Source organism: Stieleria mannarensis (assembly GCF_014154935.1).
Classification (GTDB): Bacteria; Planctomycetota; Planctomycetia; order Pirellulales; family Pirellulaceae; genus Stieleria; species Stieleria mannarensis.
In genome coordinates this window covers 17334-32722 of sequence record NZ_JACEHH010000029.1, presented here as the reverse complement: position 1 = coordinate 32722, position 15389 = coordinate 17334, and the positions used below count along the sequence as shown (strand labels likewise).

The window sequence follows — 15389 nt, the reverse complement described above, 5'->3', positions numbered from 1 at the left end:
GACGCTTCCCGCTGGCATCCATTCATCCTATGCAACCTATCCCCTCCACCATCCTCATCGTCGGCCTCGGCAACACGCTTCGCGGTGACGATGCGCTCGGCCCCATCGCCGCCGATCGAGTGCGGCAGGCCGTTGACCAGAACCAACTGACCGAGAGACACGTGATCAAAATCATCCAGCGCTGCGCGCCCACGCCCGATCTGACGCTGGAATTGAGCGATGCTCGTCGCGTGATCTTCTTGGACGCATCGATCGATGGCCCGGACGATCAAGTCGTGCTGCGACGGTTGCAAGAAACCGATGCCGCCGAGACGCTCGGGCACCAGTTGAGCCTCGGCACGCTGCTCGGGCTGGCGCGGCACTTGTATGGTCACGTCCCCGAAGCCTTCGCGATCACCTTTCGTGGCCAAACGTTCGACCTGGGCGATTGCTGTTTGACCCCCGCGGTGGAATCAGCGGTCGCGGAAATGGTCGCCGAGACGTTGCGGGTGATCGCGTCGGACAAGGTGATCGCTGATGCATGAACTGTCCATCGCACTGAACCTGTTGGACGTGGCTGCCGAAGAAGCCCAACGGCGGAACATCCGTTCGGTCGAAGCCATCCACATCAAACTTGGGCCGCTTTCGGGCGTCGTTAAATCCGCCTTGATTTCGGCGTATGACCTCGCTCGCGAGCATTCGCCGTTTCCGGAATCTCGATTGGTGGTGGAAGACGTGCCGATCGTGATCTACTGTGAACCGTGCTCGGCCGAGCAACCGGCCCCGTCGATTCAGGAACTCGTCTGTCCGGTCTGTCACACGCCGTCGGGCAACGTCGTCACGGGGCGAGAATTGGAACTCACCGCGCTGGAAATCGCTGACTCGGAGACTGAACCATGAACACCCAAACCCGCCTGGTGCAGGTCCGCACAAAGATCTTGAAACAGAACGACGTGCTGGCAAGGGAAATGCGGCAACGCTTTGCCCGTGACGGCGTGACGGTCGTCAGTTTGGTGTCCAGCCCCGGGGCGGGAAAGACGGCGTTGTTGGAAGTGTTGCTCGGCCGCATGCGAGAAGAGTTTCGCGTCGCGGCGTTGGTCGGCGATCTGGCCACGGACAACGATGCGGTGCGTCTGGCCCGCGCCGAAGTTCCGACGAAACAGATCACGACCGGGACGGTGTGCCATCTGGAAGCCGACATGGTTGCCGAGGCACTTGAAGATTGGAACACCAACGAACTCGATTTTCTGTTCATCGAAAACGTCGGCAATCTCGTCTGCCCGGCGACATGGGACCTGGGCGAACAGCTGCGACTGGTGCTGTTCTCGGTCACCGAAGGCGAGGACAAGCCGCTGAAGTACCCGACGATCTTCAACACCGCCGACGTGGCCGTGATCACGAAGTCAGACTTGGCGGACGCCGTCGAATTCGATGCCGACGCAGCCAATCGGAGCCTGCAGTCGGTTCGACCGGGCATCGAAACCTTGCAGGTTTCCGCGAAGACCGGGGAAGGAATCGAGGCGTTGCTGCAACGGTTGCGGGGGTTGCGGGACGGAGGAGAGGTGTTGGCAAAACGATGGGGGCAGAATGATGGGGCAGAATGATACGGGGCAGAATGATGGAGGAGGCATTGGCATCAAGTGAAGCATTAACCCTCCCTGGAAGAGAGGGTCGAGCGTAGCGAGGGGAGGGGCGATTCGTGGTGTTTGAGTGCTTTAGAGCCACAGCGAATAAACCAGCTGACACAACGCACTCCGCTCACGGCGCCAACCGCATTCGCTGCCATTCCCCTTCGTCATCTTTTTCATAGCAAATCCGGTCATGCAAACGATTCGGGCGGCCTTGCCAGAACTCGAACCGCGTGGGCCGGATGCGATAGCCGCCCCAGAAACTCGGCAGTGGTACCTCCTTGGACGCAAATCGCTGTTTCATTTCCTGCATCTTGGCTTCCAACAACGACCGTGATGACACAATTTCGCTTTGCTGAGAAACCCAGGCGCCGAGCCGGCTGCCCCGCGGCCGCGTGACAAAGTATTTCAGCGACTCCGCCGTGCTCACCTTCTGGGCGGTCCCCCCGATTTCGACTTGCCTTTGCAACGGCAGCCACTGAAAAAGGGTCGAAACACGGGGATTCAATCCGATCTGCCGCGCCTTGCGGCTTTCATGGTTGGTAAAGAACACCAGCCCGCTGGCATCAAAGTACTTCAACAACACGGTCCGCTGAGTCGGCTGGCCGTTGGAATCGACAGTGGCCAGCACCATCGCATTGGGTTCCAGCAACTCTGCCTCGGTCGCTTGCTGATACCAACGCTCGAATTGCACCAGCGGACTGGGATCGACATCGTCGATGTCCAACGACTGGAGTGCATAGTCTTGTCGAAGATCGGAGAGGTCCATGGTTTTCGCTCCTTCAAGCACGAAGCGCAAGCGGGCTGTCGATTTAGTCGCAACTGAAACAATCGTGAGCCGATGGCGCTGGCCCAATGCCGCCTACTTTCGATCACAAACTGAGCCGTCGGCGCTAGCCTCGGGCCTTACAAGTCTCGAAGGACAATCCAAGGCCCGCGGCTAGTGCCGTCGGCTCACTCAAGCAACAGCCGGCAAACGAGTGCGTCGATGAGCTCCCTTGCTCGCGCTGCGGGCTTGTCGTTGTTGACTTTCGGCGGGCCGCAAACCGCCGATGTTGAGCGTCAAGTGTAAGATTTTCAACGAATTGAAAAATGGGGAATCCCCGAAGACGGTTCGGATGGTTTTCGTTTGATGCTTTGGGAACGAGACAAAGTCAGTGTTCAGCATCGACGCAGGATTCCGCGTGGCATTTGCAGTCGATTGCGGTTCTTTCGGCCTCGTTGACGCCGAGGGCCTTCATTGGCACGCGTTTTGCAGTGCCCCGCGATGCCGGTCATGAGAAGGGACTCGCCGGCCGTTTGAGTGGCTTGGTGTGTGACCAGTCACGATCGACCCAGCAACGGAATTCAGGAGGAATCTAGCCGTGTTCATCGAAAACCCCACGCCCGCATCTTCGACAGCTGGTGGTCGCTGGAAACATTCTCGTCGCTCGCCGCGGCAATGGCTTGGCCGGGTGGCCGTCGCGTCCGCCGTGCTCGTTCTCTGCCCCCTCACGACCGTGACCGTTTCTGCCCAACAAGCCCAAGTGACGGGATCCCCCGGGCATCGCGTCGCGGTGATCGACGTCGGCCACGTTTTCAAAAACCTTCCCGCGATTCAGGCACAGATCAACAAGGTCAAAGCGGAACTGGAACGCCATGAGGCCGAAATCAAACAAAAACGTGAGGAATTGAATCAAGCGGCGATGCGTCTGAAATCGTTGAAGGTCGGAACGCCGGAATATGCCCGACAGGAAGAACACGTCGCGGACCTGGACTCCAAGCTACGGCTGGACATGCGTCGACGGCACAGTGACCTGGGGGAGGCCGAGGCGAAGATCTACTACGACAATTACCAGCGGATCCGTGCCGCGGTCAAAGCCGTGGCGGTTCACAACCACATCAATTTGGTTCTGCGTTTTAACAGCAACGCCGTCGACCCCCAGAATGGCGAATCGGCCGCTCGCGAAATCATGAGAAACGTTGTCTACCAAGACGATGCGATCAATTTGACCGACACCGTGATGCGGTACTTGGAACAACAGACCGATGGGAAAAAGGTTGCCACCGGCAACCGCGCGGCGATAGGCACCAGTCGCTAGTCGTCCATGCCGCAGCTGCGTTCCTGCTGGGGCTGCGTGCTTGGAATCGATTCAATTCCGCCCGAAGTGGTGCTGCCCGGCGAGTGTTGCTCGAAAAAATTCGCTCGTGACACCGCTGCGGCGGACTTGCTAAACGTATCGATGAGTGCGTCAGTATCCCGAATTGACATGAGTCTTGAATTGTCTGGAACGTCTGCCAAGTATTCCGATACGCAATGTTTCGATGCGGGAACGCTCCGCGTCGACGACGGGGCGATCGGGCCCGATCGCCGCAGTCCCAAGCGAGCATTCCTGAATGTGATCCGCAGCCGCGCGGACATCGGCGTCAATGCCTTCCTGACCGGCCGGACGGTGATCGGACGCAATCCGCAGTGCACGTTTCCGCTGCATGATCTGAAGGTCTCGGGAAACCATGCCGCGATCACCTCGGTCGGTGACGGCCAGTTCCTCTTGGAAGATCTGAATTCGACCAACGGAACGCGTGTCGACGGCGTCCCGGTCGTCGGCCGCAGGTTTCTCGCCGACGGCGACAAGATTTTTGTCGGCGAAACGGTGATCCGATTTTCGTTGGCGGACAAGTTCGACATCGATTTTCATAGCGAAGTCGCCGCATTGGTCGGCCGGGATCCGTTGACCGATCTGCCCTCGAAACGTCGCTTCGACGAGGCGTTGGAGTTCTCGCTGGAAAGTTCGCGACGACATGGCCGTCCGCTAGCCGTCTTGATGATGGACATGGACGGCGTCAAACAGATCAACGACACCCACGGCCATCTTTACGGCGCCTACGTGATCGGCCAAACCGGACGGCTGATTGCCAACGTGCTCGCTGCCAGTGTGCATGGTTCCAATGGACAGGCCTGCCGATTCGGGGGCGATGAGTTCAGCGCGTTTTTGCCCGACCATGACCTGCAGGCTGCCTCTCGCGTCGCTGAACAAATTCGCGGCGCGATCCAAACGGCAAACTTCAAAAAGGATCGCATCACGCTGCGTCCCACGATCAGCGTCGGCGTGGCGTGTTTCCCCCAGATCGCGGCCGATTCCATCGCATTGGTCACCGCCGCCGACGCCGCCCTGTACCGGGCCAAGGCGCGCGGAAAAAACTGCGTGATGGCCTAGTCGACGATGCTCTCGTATTGTGCCACAGCTTGGTTGTTCAGGTAGCCGTTGCGTTCGGAGAATCGCCTTGTTCTCCGAACTCGGCACCCAGAAAGCGAAGCTTTGCCTCGCGCCGATCTCGGAGAGGACGGCGACTGTCCGGCCCAACATTCGGGTAGACGGCAGTGGACGATGCGAGAAGACATCCCAGCTGGCAATCTGACTGGACTCGTCGCCTTGTCCACGACCCCGAAAACCAAGCCGCGGCGGAAGACTACGTTCGCGTCAGCCCGTACGCGTAGGCGGTCTTGGTGGGGCCATCGAGATCGACCCATGACGCGAGCGGGGAGGCGTCATCGCGGAAGACTTCCAGGACGTCGTAGCAGCGCGCCGCCATTGCGGTGGTGAAGGGTTCTTGTTTGGAACCCAGACCCTTGTCGCGATAGCGAAAACTGAATTCGACCACGGCCGGTGACCTGGCGTGCGATCCTTGTTGATGCCAGAGGATCAACGCGCACTTGGCGCGAAGTGCTTCGCTGACTTGGAAGTCCACTCCTTCCAAGACCGTTTGGTCGGCGATGAAATCACAGACGCGAAGCAGTGGGACGCTGCCGTCATAGGCATCGCCGAGTTGCGTTTTGAATGGCTTGTAAAAACGCCGAATGTCTTTCAAGGTGCGGAATTCCGTCTCCGCGTCGACTCCGGTGACCTTTCCCGACAGACTGTGCAGCGAAAGAAACGGGGCGTCACGCGTCGCCTTGATGTCTTCTTCGAACTTCGTCTTGCCACCCGTCTTGCACCCCGAAACGAAGAACCGATCGCGATGGCGACGTTTCAACGTCAGCTCCAGCGGCCCGCCGGAGGCTGACTGACGTTGCCGGAAGACGAAGCTGCTGTGCCTTAAACGGCGGTCTTTGGTGTCAAAGAACTGCACGGTGACCTGCTTGTCGTCCCGATGCGGGGCAAAGCTGCCCTGGACCGCCGGACCGTCGGTCTCCTCCAGGATCGTGTTGCCGATGGCGCGGACGAACACGGATCGGAAGTGCTCCGCAGCGGCGAGCACCTCCTGATGGTCCCCCGCAAACCGGTTTGCCCGCAGCATCAGTTTGTATTCACGCGAAGTGACGGGCCTGGATTTTCGAGCCATCGTTCTCTCCCGCGGTGTGCACGACGAACCGAGATTCAACCCTCCCCTCGCTGCGCTCGACCCTCCCTGCGAGGGAGGGTTGATTCTTGACTGAGTGCGTCTGTCCCGCGCTGTATCGCATGCCGGCGTGGGTGATTGTGACCCTCAGCGAAACAGCGATGCGGTCCGTTCGGTTCAGTAGGCGCGGACTTGGCCGGTGACGTCGCCGATGATGGGAAAGCCGTCGACATCGCTGGGCAGTTGTGAAATCGTTTGTTGTTGGTCGACATACACGATGATCGCGTCTTGGCCGCGGCGCGTCTTGGTCATCCCCATGCCCTTCACACCCTTTCGACGTGACAACATCTGCTCTGCCTTGGCCAACGCGGCCTCGATTCCGGTCATGGCGGCGGGCATCATGTCCGCCGGCTGATACGGCATGGCTGCCTTTTCATCTCGATTCATGCGCGAGTCCCTTGGTCGGTGTGTCGCAGACGACGTTTTCAAAACCGCAATCGTGCGGCACGCCATTGCGGGATCGACCGGTCCATTTTCTGCAGATCGATCAGAGTCATCCTACGGCGGACCACGCTCGGAATCAATTCTCCCCGGGGCGAAACTCTTGGCGAGTTCCGCTACCGGAGAAGCCGAACCCACGGGAGTTTTGAGCCGATCAGGTGAGTTCGTACAGCGTGATGTCGAGCGCGGTGACGACGCGTGACATTCGGTTGCAGAACGTGGTGCCGCCGCCGCCGGCGAACAGCAATCCGACCGGCGGCAGCCCCCGTCGCCACTGCCAAACGATCGACCCGGAGTCCCCGCCGGCGGAAAAGTCGCTTGCGGTCGTCGAACGCACGGAGAATTGGTCACGAAAGTGTCCCACACCGGACGTTCCGTAATTGACGTTGATTGAAACGCCGGTGGCGCGAATCGTGCCCTGGGTCAGATCGGTCGTCCGCCCGGTCTTGCCCACGACCATGTTGACCGACGGTTCGATCACCGAATTACCGATCTTGAAATACCGCGCCGTGGTCCCGCCGCGATGGTAAACGTGGTCGCGGCGGACGCGGTCGGGCCAGCACCATCCGGTCGCGGCGTCGACGAAGTTCACGGCGCCGGGACTGAAATTGATCGGCACAAAACGCTCCAAAATCGCAATCCGATCTGCGGGATTCACACCGCCATCGGCCGGTCCCGGTTGAATGATGGAATCGCCAAACCGGGCGTCATTGGAATTGGCCAGCACGTGGTTGTTGGAGACCATCAGCAGACGCCGCCGACGGTCGCTGCGTCGACCACGAGCCCAACCACCGATCGTCCCGGCGGTGATGCGAAAATGACCGACCGAGGCACCGGCCGGGGCCGGCCGAAACCGGGATCGGTTGGTCGTGTACGGCACGATCTCCCCGGTGACCTCGATCTCCATCGGCATGTCATCGCTGGACATGGCGCTGACCCCCATCGTGTCGACGATCTCGCGACGCACCTGCTCCTGGTCGGCAGCACTTTCCACATACACGATCAAACTTTTCTCCCCAGGGATCACTCCACTGGAGATGCCGACGCCCTGGACCCCCGCGCTGTCGATGTGCCGTGCGCCGGCTAGCGACATCGCACCGGCGGACGCCGCCTCGGCCAAACGCTGTTCGATCTGTGATTTGACCTCGCGCATCCGATCGTCGGCGGCGCTGGATTCAAACCCACCCTCGTCGCCTCCGCCGTCCTCCTCACCAAACGGCGGCGGATCAAATTCCGAGTCCGAATTGCCCGAGGGACCATCCGGTGTCGGCGGTGCGTCCAAACCGCTGCCCTCGTCCGCCGAAGAACTGATCTCTGCGTCTTCATAAAAATCGCCGTCGCCGATGCTCATGATTGGCTCCCTAGGATTGAGACGATCGCCCAGGCCAAGTTGAATCCGGCCAAGTTGAATCCGGTCAAGTTGAATCCGGTCAAGTTGAATCCGGTCAAGTTGAATCCGGTCAAGTCAGATCGGGGCAATCCACATTCCGCCCGCTCGATCCCTTGATCCTAGGGAGGCCTCCGCCGACGCACTACGGAAACCCTCGGGTAGCGAATCGGAATGGATGACGTACGCGGACAATGCGGTCGATGTCCGCGGTCACTTCGAATGCTGCGCGACAACGTTGGCACGCCAGATCGCAGGCCTGGGGACTTCACAATAAAACATCAACGGGGCGAGGCTGAAATCGACTTGCCCCTATTCGGCATGCGGATGGCGCATCAGGGTGGTTCGGCAAATGGGTGGGGCAAGAAAGGGGTGGTCAAAAAATGGGGTGGTGAAGAATGGGGACGCCGGTCGGGTTGTGTGCCACCGTCGGGCTCGCGTCGCGGGCGAGCCCTTGGGGCGGCGTAAGGCTTACAGCTCAACCCACTCGCCGGCTTCCGGTGGCGGGAAGAATCCGTTTTGGTCGGCGGTGACCGGCGGCGGGCTGTCTGCGGTCAGATCGTCCAGGTAGTCGCAGAATTGGAAGTTCGAATTCGTCACCTCGTCCCAGGTCACGGTTCGATTCAGGTGCGCCGCGGCGCGGCCCATCAACGATGCAAAGTCGGCGTACACCGCACGCTTGGCTTCGTTGTGGGGCAGGTCGTTGCGGATGCTGCGAATGAAGTCGATCCATTCGTAGTCCCAAGGGTTTTCGGCATCCGGTGTCGGAGACCACTGGATGTTGTCCTTGGCGATCCGCTGGTCCTTGAACATGTGGACGGTCGCCTTGTGCACGTTGCCGGAGAACTGCCCCGCTTTCTTGCTGCAGTGCACGTAGGTGGCAAAGTCGTTGTCGCCGTTTTTGGCCCGACGGAAACCGCAGAACGCTTTCCTGCCATCGGGGAACGTGTATTCCATGGAGTAGATGTCGTTGTTCTGTCCACGGTCTTCACTGTTGACTTCACGCCCACCCATGCCGTGACAGCTGACGGGCCAATCGTCCATCAGCCAACAGCATTCGTCGATCTGGTGAATCAAGTTGTCGACCATGTGCCCGGACCCGACCCACATCAATTGTGCCTTCCCGAATTTTAATTGTTCGGCAAAAATGTTGGACCGTTCGCGTTGGTCGCCCAGCCAACGCCGACCGGTCAGCCGATTGGCGCGGATGTAGGACAGGTCGCCCATTTCGCCACTGGCGATCTTGTCGATCAACGCCGCCCGTGCGGGTGAATGTCGGCATTGCAGCCCCGCGGCGATCTTGACCCCGTTCTGCTCGGCCATCTCACCTGCCTTGAGCATCCGGCGCAGCCCCACCGGGTCGGGCGAGAACGGTTTCTCCATGAACACGTTGATGCCTTTTTGGACGGCATACTCGACATGCACCGGGCGGATATAAGCGCGAGTCGTGCACAGCGCGACGTCGCCGGGACGCAGCACATCGATCGCCGCCTTGTATGCCTGGAACCCCAAGAACTGTCGGTCTTTGGAAACATTGATGGCCTCGGGGAACTTTCGTGACAGCGGCTTCAGCGAGTTGTCGATCTTGCTCTGTTCCAGATCCGCCACCGCATACAGTTCGATCGGACCCTGGTCGGCCGTGTTGAGCGCGTTGACGACGGCTCCGTTGCCGCGTCCGCCGCAACCGATCAACGCCAAGCGAATCGTGTTGTTTTCACCCGCGTGGACCGCCGGAATGGTTTGACCCAACACCGTCGCGCCGACCGCCGCGGCACCGGAGCGTTGCAAGAATTGGCGACGGGACGTTTCAGAGGCAATGGGAGACGCGGCCATGAGAGACTCCTAACCATCAAAGGGGGGATCGGGGTGGGGCAGGAGCGAAGCCGACCTACGAGGCGATCGGTCAGCCCGATCAACCGCGCAGAAGCTGGCTCCGGCTTCAAGCGTGGAATTTGATCTGGCGATGCAAATCGTGTTCCGCCGAACGACGCATCGGGCTGCCGGCGGCCACATCGGTTGGAGACTTTTCAGCGGTTGATCAGCCTCAGCCGTGATCGGTGTTTGACCGAAGGCGTGCATTTTCCATCAGGCTGCGGAACAAGCGAGACGTGCACCGGGCCATGTCGCACAGATCGATCTGTTTTGATTGATCCAGATCGCGCGCTTGTGCGGATTCGCAAGCGCGGTCGCCAGATCGGACCACGGCACGCGCGCTTTCTAGTCCTGACCATCGACGGAGACCGGGGGATCGATGTCAACACTCGCGCGGCGTGCGGTCAGCGGGCGATGCAAACGCAGGTTGGCACGCCGATTGCCACTCATACGTCGTGGACAAAAACGGAACCCCTTTCCCCGAGGTATTTTGCGATGAAGATTGTCAGTGCGATTATCAACCCCCTGAAGCTGGACGCGGTCAGGGATGCCCTTGCCGAAATCGGTGCCAAAGGAGTGACGGTGACCGAGGTCAAGGGTTACGGCCATCAACGAGGACATACGGAGATGTACCGTGGCGCGGTGGTGGACGTGAAGTTCAACCCGAAGGTCAAGCTGGAAGTCGCGATCGACGACGCGTTGGTCGATCCGGTCATCGAAGCGATTAGCAAGGCTGCCAAGACGGGGCACATCGGTGCCGGAAAGATCTTCGTCACGCCGCTGGAACACGTGGTGCGAATTCGCACCGACGAAACCGACCAGGCCGCGCTCTAATCGACGGCATCGTCCGACCGTCACCAGGCAACGCAGTGAGGCGGACTGCGGTTGCCAGAAACCGATCCACACAATCTTCTCAACATCGCACTCGCGATCCATCACGCGCCAACTCTCAACCGCCGGTCGGGGATCTTGACCGTTTCAGTTCCCTGTGTCCTTCGTTGGACCATACGTCGACCGCCAGCGACAGCTCCCCATCATTCTGCCCCGTATCATTCTGCCATCCTTCTGCGGGCTCCCACCGCTGTGGTGTCCTGTATGATGTGACACTTCATCCCCGCACAAGAGCCCCGTCGGAACCGCCGATTTGGCCGACCGCGGCGGCTACGAATCCAGCATCGAAGGACAATCCAGATGGCAAAGCATGAAGTCGAGTTTGATGTTCCCAAACGCCCGCTCGGTCGCGCGGACATCGAGTTTACGGTCAAGGCCGACGGCAGCGTGCTGGGCACGTTGACGGTATCCAACGGTTCGCTGGTCTGGTTTCCCAAGGGCACGACCAACGGGTGCAAGATGGGATGGAAACGCTTCGACGCGCTGATGCAAGAACACGCCGTCAAACAGGAACGGCGCTAGGCCGAGTTCAATTCATCGACCTGCTCATTCAACGTCAGCAGGTCATACACAAATCCGACGCCCAGCAAGCCACCGGTCAGCAGGAACAGCACCCCGGTGAAGATCTTGCCCATGTACAGTCGGTGGACGCCGAACAACCCCAGGAACGTGTGCAGCACCCAGCAGAGCGTGTAATCGAAGCGGCCCGGCCGGTAGCGACGCGCGGCATCCTCGGCCATCGCCGGGATTAGGAACAGGTCCACGATCCAGCCGATCAATAACACGCCCCCGGTAAAGAACCAGATCGCGCCGGTGACGGGCCGGCCGAAGTAAAACCGGTGCGCCCCAAAGATGCCCAGAATCCAGTACAGGTACCCGATCAACACCGGGTGGGTCGGAGTCATCGCAGCGGTCATGGTTGGGGCTTGAGGGGCGTCAGTCTCGGTGGTGGCGTGCATGGCAGGGCAATTGCAGGTGAAGGGGATGACGTGGAATTCGACAGCGGACGTCCATGGCAGACCACAGCCGCTCGGTCGCAATCGAATGCAATCGTGCGCAATCGAATGCAAACATACGCAATTCAAATTCCAATTCGCCGATCCCTCCCCGATCTTGGCACCGTCCGGCGAAAGCCTGCACGTCGGCGCTCATTTCCGCGTGACGCTGATACGGGACGGAACATCATTCTGCCCCGCATCAATCTGCCACTACCTAGGGTTGGAATCGCTTGCCGCTACCCCTTGGCGACTTTCTCGGCGACGCGTTCCAGCAGGGCCTTGGTCAAACGGATCCCTTCGTACTCGGACACCTTGCCGCCTTCGTATTCGATGCCCACGTAGCCGTGGTAGCCGTGACTGAGCACGATGTCCATCATCTTGAAGTAATCGGTGTGGACCTCGTTGCCGTTTTCATCGAAGTCGTGCGACTTGGCACTGACGGCCTTGGCGTACGGCATCAACTCTTCGACACCCTTGTAGCGGTCGTACATCTTGGGTTCTTTGCCGCGTGACAGGTAGAAGTTGCCGAAATCGGGCAGTGTGCCACAGTTGTCCATTTCGGTTTTGGCGATCGTTCCGGCCAGCCACGCCCCGTTGCTGCTCAAGCCGCCGTGGTTTTCGACGATCACGTTCAACCCTTGCGGTTTGGCATATTCGCTCAGCCGACGCAATCCGTCGGCGGCCAGTTTCATCTGCTCGTCGTAGCTGCCGGCGCTGCTCGCGTTGACGCGGATGCTGTGGCAGCCCAGGAATTTCGCGGCGTCGACCCAGCGGTAGTGGTTTTCAACCGCCTGGGTTCGTTTCGCGTCGTCGGGGTCACCCAAACGCCCTTCGCCGTCGCACATGATCAACAGGCTTTTGACACCCAGATCGTCGCAGCGGGTTTTTAGTTCGCTCAGGTACTTTTGATCCTTTGCTTTGTCTTTGAAGAACTGATTGACATACTCGACCGCATCGATCCCGAACTCCTCTTTGGTCACCCGGGGGAAATCCAGATTCGTCAGCCCCTTGCTCTCATCTCGCAGGGTGCGGTGCAGCGACCACTGGGCCAACGAGATTTTGAACGGGGCACTGCCACCTCCGGTGGTCTCCGCGGCACGAAGCAGCGGGGCGAGGGAGAGAGACGCGGCAGAGGCGGACGCAAATTGGAGGAATTGACGGCGGTTGGTCATGATCCAGCGGAAGGGTGGGGAGGAAATGGTTGGTTGAATTCAGGTCGCCAATTCTACACCAATCCGCCGGAATGTGGCGCAACCCCACTCGTCGCGGAATCCGCCAAGGCTTTCGCGGCCGCGGCGACGCCGCAAGGGTCGAGCCGAAAGCCTTGGCGGCTTCCGCTACCGGCGCGGTGTGGCTTCGTATCGGTAGCCGACGCCATAGACGGTCTGGATGATTTGGGGGTGTTTGGGGTCGGTCTCGATGCGTTTTCTTAGCTGGCTGATCGTCTGGTCGATGGTTCGGCTGTTGGGGACGTGGTCGTCTTCCCAGGCCGAGCGGAACAGGTCGGCACGTTTGACGACTTCGCCGGGGCGGGCGGCCAGCGTTTGCAGGATCAACACCTCGCGCCGCGTCAGCGTGATCGTTTCGTCACCGCGTCGGGCACGGAGCTCCCTCGGTGACACCTCCAGATCCCCCATGGCAAAGGGGGTGTCGGAAAACGTCACGCCGGCGTCGGGTGATTCTGCGAGACTGCGGCGAGCGACGGCGCGGATCCGTGCGATCAATTCCTTGGTCCCGAAGGGTTTGACGATGTAGTCGTCGCCGCCGAGTTCCAGACCGATCACTTTGTCGATCTCTTCCGCCTTGGCCGTGATGAACAGAATCGGCATCGTCGGTGATTGCTGACGAAAGTACTTGCAAACATCAAAACCGCTCATGCCGGGCATCATCACATCCAGACAGGCGATGTCCGGCGGCGAGGCGTCGAACAGATCCTTGGCGTGTCGCCCGTCGGCGGCTTCGGTCACGACGTAGCCTTCGCTGCGCAGCACCTCCGCCAACGCGGCTCGCGTGTTCGCATCGTCTTCGGCGATCAAGATTTGGTGTGCCATTTAATCACCGATCGGGACGGTCAACTCGAACGCCGCGCCGCCGAGTTGGGAATCGGGTGTCAGCGCCAGATCGCCGCCGTGGCGTGCCGCGGCGCGACGGGCGATGGTCAACCCGATTCCCGTTCCGCTGGGCGCATTGATCGAGTCGTCGATCCGCACAAAGGGACGGAAAATCCTGGATTGATGCGTCGCCGCGATGCCCGGTCCGTCATCACTGACGGTGACACGCAGCTTTTGCGGCGATGGCGTTTCGGTGGCCGGCAGATCACCGCAAACCACACAGCGGATCATACAGTGGCCGCCGCGGGGAACGTATTTTTCGACGTTGCTGAGCAGGTTGACCAGGACCATTTCGATGATGTCGGGGTCGACCGAGACGGATCGGTGGCACTGGCAATCTGTCTCCAGCGACAGCCCCGCCGCCTTGAAGCTGGGCATGAATTGTTCCGCGATGCCCGCAATCAACTCGCCCACGTCGGTGCTCTGACACCGGACGCCGAGCGGTTTTCCGTTGGGCCGGATCATTTCCAACACGCCGGTCACCAGTCGCTGCAGACGCCGGCTTTCGTGGTCGATCACCTCCAGACGCCGGGCCAGGGAATCGGCCGCGTCGCTGTTGCCGATCCGCCGCAGGTCCGATTCCGCCAACTCGGTGTACAGCCGGATGTTGGTCAACGGCGTGCGCAGTTCGTGAGAGACCTGGCCGGCAAAACTGACCCGGCTTTTGGCCTCGCTGATCTGACGCTGGACCGACGTCAGCACGTAGAACCCCACCGCCAACAGCAGGATCGCGATGCCGGCCAAGGACACATAGATCGGGACGGAGCTGGATGAAGGCACGAGCGCGGGATCGACGTGCAGCCGCAGTTGCCAGCTGGCCAGGGGCTCCGAAAGGGGCGCCGCGGCCAAGGGGACCAGCTGAAATTCATCGCGGTTTCCCCACCGATAGACCAGCCGTTTGGCTTCATCGACCAAGGTCAGACTGCCGATCGGGGTCGGTGAGAGGTCGGACAATTTCCGCCCGACCGAACCCTGGCCGGTCGGCGTCACGGTGGGACCCGACCCGGCCACACGAAGCGAGGACGCTGCCTGGGAGCTGCGGTGATCGGGCAGCACGGCGATCAGATCCGCGATCCAGCGACTGCGTTCCAGCAGCATGCCGACGGTCGATCCGTCGCGACGGGCCCGCCAGTAAACCACCTGGGTTCCATCGGCCATGTACCACTGTTGCCAGGCCGATTCGGTGAACGCCGACCGCGGCGCCGCCGGACCGCGGGCGGACTGGATCCCGGCCACTTTCGATCCGGCTGACTTCGGACCCGATGTTTTGGTCGCAGGCACCAGGGACTCTCGCATCGCACTGGGCAGCGGACGCGCGTCGACCAACCCGGGCAGCGCCGCGGCCACTTCGCTTTCATCGATGCCGATCAAATCGCCCGGCCGCGGAAAGACGATCGTGCCCGCCGGGTCGACGACGATCCCCTGCCGCAAGATCGGCTCCTGGCGACGCATCCGCCGCAGGGCTTCGAAAACCGAGTCCGAGGCGTCGAGCTGGTCGTCCAAGCGAATCGCATAACTGTCAAACAGTTGCACGATCCGCATGTCGGCGTCATAAAGCTGGGACGAAAGCAACGTGGCAAGGTTATCCTTTGCCGCCGCCTGGCTGGCCGTGACTGCCGTTGCACTCATCCAGCCCAGCAGCACCAGCGGTGCGGCGACGAGCAGGAGGAGTGCAAGGAACAAGCGACGAGGCATTCCGTCA

At 60.6% G+C, this 15389-nt stretch carries 17 protein-coding genes; 7 read left to right on the top strand and 10 right to left on the bottom strand.

Translation table 11 applies throughout. The features are described 5' to 3' along the window. Positions 1-29: 29 nt before the first annotated feature. The 3 genes from H1B37_RS19540 to hypB are packed head-to-tail and all read left to right on the top strand — an operon-like array spanning position 30 to position 1583. Entirely contained in the window at positions 30-524 is a 495-nt protein-coding gene (locus H1B37_RS19540) for a hydrogenase maturation protease (protein WP_182868343.1), read from the top strand. After that, positions 517-879: a hydrogenase maturation nickel metallochaperone HypA/HybF gene (locus H1B37_RS19535; RefSeq protein WP_182868342.1), complete on the top strand. Its 363-nt coding sequence runs from the start codon at positions 517-519 to the stop codon at positions 877-879. The genes H1B37_RS19540 and H1B37_RS19535 overlap by 8 nt, the downstream gene beginning before the upstream one ends. Beyond that, a complete protein-coding gene (hypB, locus tag H1B37_RS19530) occupies positions 876-1583 on the top strand; it encodes a hydrogenase nickel incorporation protein HypB (RefSeq protein ID WP_182868341.1) in 708 nt (235 codons plus the stop codon). Before H1B37_RS19535 ends, hypB begins: the two co-directional genes overlap by 4 nt. 154 nt (positions 1584-1737) lie before the next feature. Here hypB and pdxH read toward each other — a convergent pair whose 3' ends face one another. Then, positions 1738-2376 carry a pyridoxamine 5'-phosphate oxidase gene (gene pdxH, locus H1B37_RS19525; protein WP_182868340.1) on the bottom strand — a complete coding sequence of 213 codons (639 nt, stop codon included), beginning with the start codon at positions 2374-2376 and terminating at the stop codon, positions 1738-1740. A 730-nt stretch (positions 2377-3106) separates the two neighbouring features. Between pdxH and H1B37_RS19520 the strand changes: the two genes are divergently transcribed. Both H1B37_RS19520 and H1B37_RS19515 read left to right on the top strand, forming a co-directional pair. Then, positions 3107-3688 (top strand): OmpH/Skp family outer membrane protein, encoded by a 582-nt coding sequence (locus H1B37_RS19520; protein WP_353620868.1) that lies wholly within the window; start codon positions 3107-3109, stop codon positions 3686-3688. Positions 3689-3856: 168 nt separating this feature from the next. Next, positions 3857-4804, top strand: a complete 948-nt coding sequence (locus tag H1B37_RS19515) for a GGDEF domain-containing protein (RefSeq protein ID WP_182868339.1) — start codon at positions 3857-3859, stop codon at positions 4802-4804. 253 nt (positions 4805-5057) lie between these two features. Here the strand turns inward: H1B37_RS19515 and H1B37_RS19510 are convergent, their stop codons facing one another. The 5 genes from H1B37_RS19510 to H1B37_RS19495 all read right to left on the bottom strand — a co-directional run bounded on the left by H1B37_RS19510 (position 5058) and on the right by H1B37_RS19495 (position 9648). Next, complete coding sequence (locus H1B37_RS19510; RefSeq protein ID WP_182868338.1) at positions 5058-5930, bottom strand: hypothetical protein; 873 nt, start codon at positions 5928-5930, stop codon at positions 5058-5060. A gap of 174 nt (positions 5931-6104) precedes the next feature. Next, entirely contained in the window at positions 6105-6374 is a 270-nt protein-coding gene (locus H1B37_RS19505; RefSeq protein ID WP_182868337.1) for a hypothetical protein, read from the bottom strand. Between the two features lie 208 nt (positions 6375-6582). Then, positions 6583-7779, bottom strand: coding sequence for a chymotrypsin family serine protease (locus tag H1B37_RS19500; RefSeq protein ID WP_182868336.1), 1197 nt, complete (start codon positions 7777-7779; stop codon positions 6583-6585). Then, entirely contained in the window at positions 7776-7907 is a 132-nt protein-coding gene (locus H1B37_RS33940) for a hypothetical protein (protein ID WP_286177914.1), read from the bottom strand. Before H1B37_RS33940 ends, H1B37_RS19500 begins: the two co-directional genes overlap by 4 nt. A 379-nt stretch (positions 7908-8286) precedes the next feature. Beyond that, positions 8287-9648 (bottom strand): Gfo/Idh/MocA family protein, encoded by a 1362-nt coding sequence (locus H1B37_RS19495; protein ID WP_182868335.1) that lies wholly within the window; start codon positions 9646-9648, stop codon positions 8287-8289. A 534-nt stretch (positions 9649-10182) separates the two neighbouring features. On the opposite strand from H1B37_RS19495, the gene H1B37_RS19490 reads away from it, so the two are divergent. Beyond that, positions 10183-10521, top strand: coding sequence for a P-II family nitrogen regulator (locus tag H1B37_RS19490; protein ID WP_182868334.1), 339 nt, complete (start codon positions 10183-10185; stop codon positions 10519-10521). Between the two features lie 357 nt (positions 10522-10878). Next, positions 10879-11100: a hypothetical protein gene (locus H1B37_RS19485; RefSeq protein ID WP_147867151.1), complete on the top strand. Its 222-nt coding sequence runs from the start codon at positions 10879-10881 to the stop codon at positions 11098-11100. Here H1B37_RS19485 and H1B37_RS19480 read toward each other — a convergent pair. The 4 genes from H1B37_RS19480 to H1B37_RS19465 all read right to left on the bottom strand — a co-directional run bounded on the left by H1B37_RS19480 (position 11097) and on the right by H1B37_RS19465 (position 15382). Beyond that, a complete protein-coding gene (locus H1B37_RS19480) occupies positions 11097-11483 on the bottom strand; it encodes a TM2 domain-containing protein (RefSeq protein ID WP_182868410.1) in 387 nt (128 codons plus the stop codon). The genes H1B37_RS19485 and H1B37_RS19480 overlap by 4 nt on opposite strands. Before the next feature lie 329 nt (positions 11484-11812). Continuing rightward, the gene (locus tag H1B37_RS19475; protein WP_182868333.1) at positions 11813-12748 is read right to left on the bottom strand and encodes a sugar phosphate isomerase/epimerase family protein; all 936 of its coding nucleotides are present in this window, start codon (positions 12746-12748) and stop codon (positions 11813-11815) included. 165 nt (positions 12749-12913) lie between these two features. Then, positions 12914-13627 (bottom strand): response regulator transcription factor, encoded by a 714-nt coding sequence (locus H1B37_RS19470; RefSeq protein WP_182868332.1) that lies wholly within the window; start codon positions 13625-13627, stop codon positions 12914-12916. Beyond that, the gene (locus tag H1B37_RS19465; RefSeq protein ID WP_182868331.1) at positions 13628-15382 is read right to left on the bottom strand and encodes a sensor histidine kinase; all 1755 of its coding nucleotides are present in this window, start codon (positions 15380-15382) and stop codon (positions 13628-13630) included. Between the last annotated feature and the right edge of the window lie 7 nt (positions 15383-15389).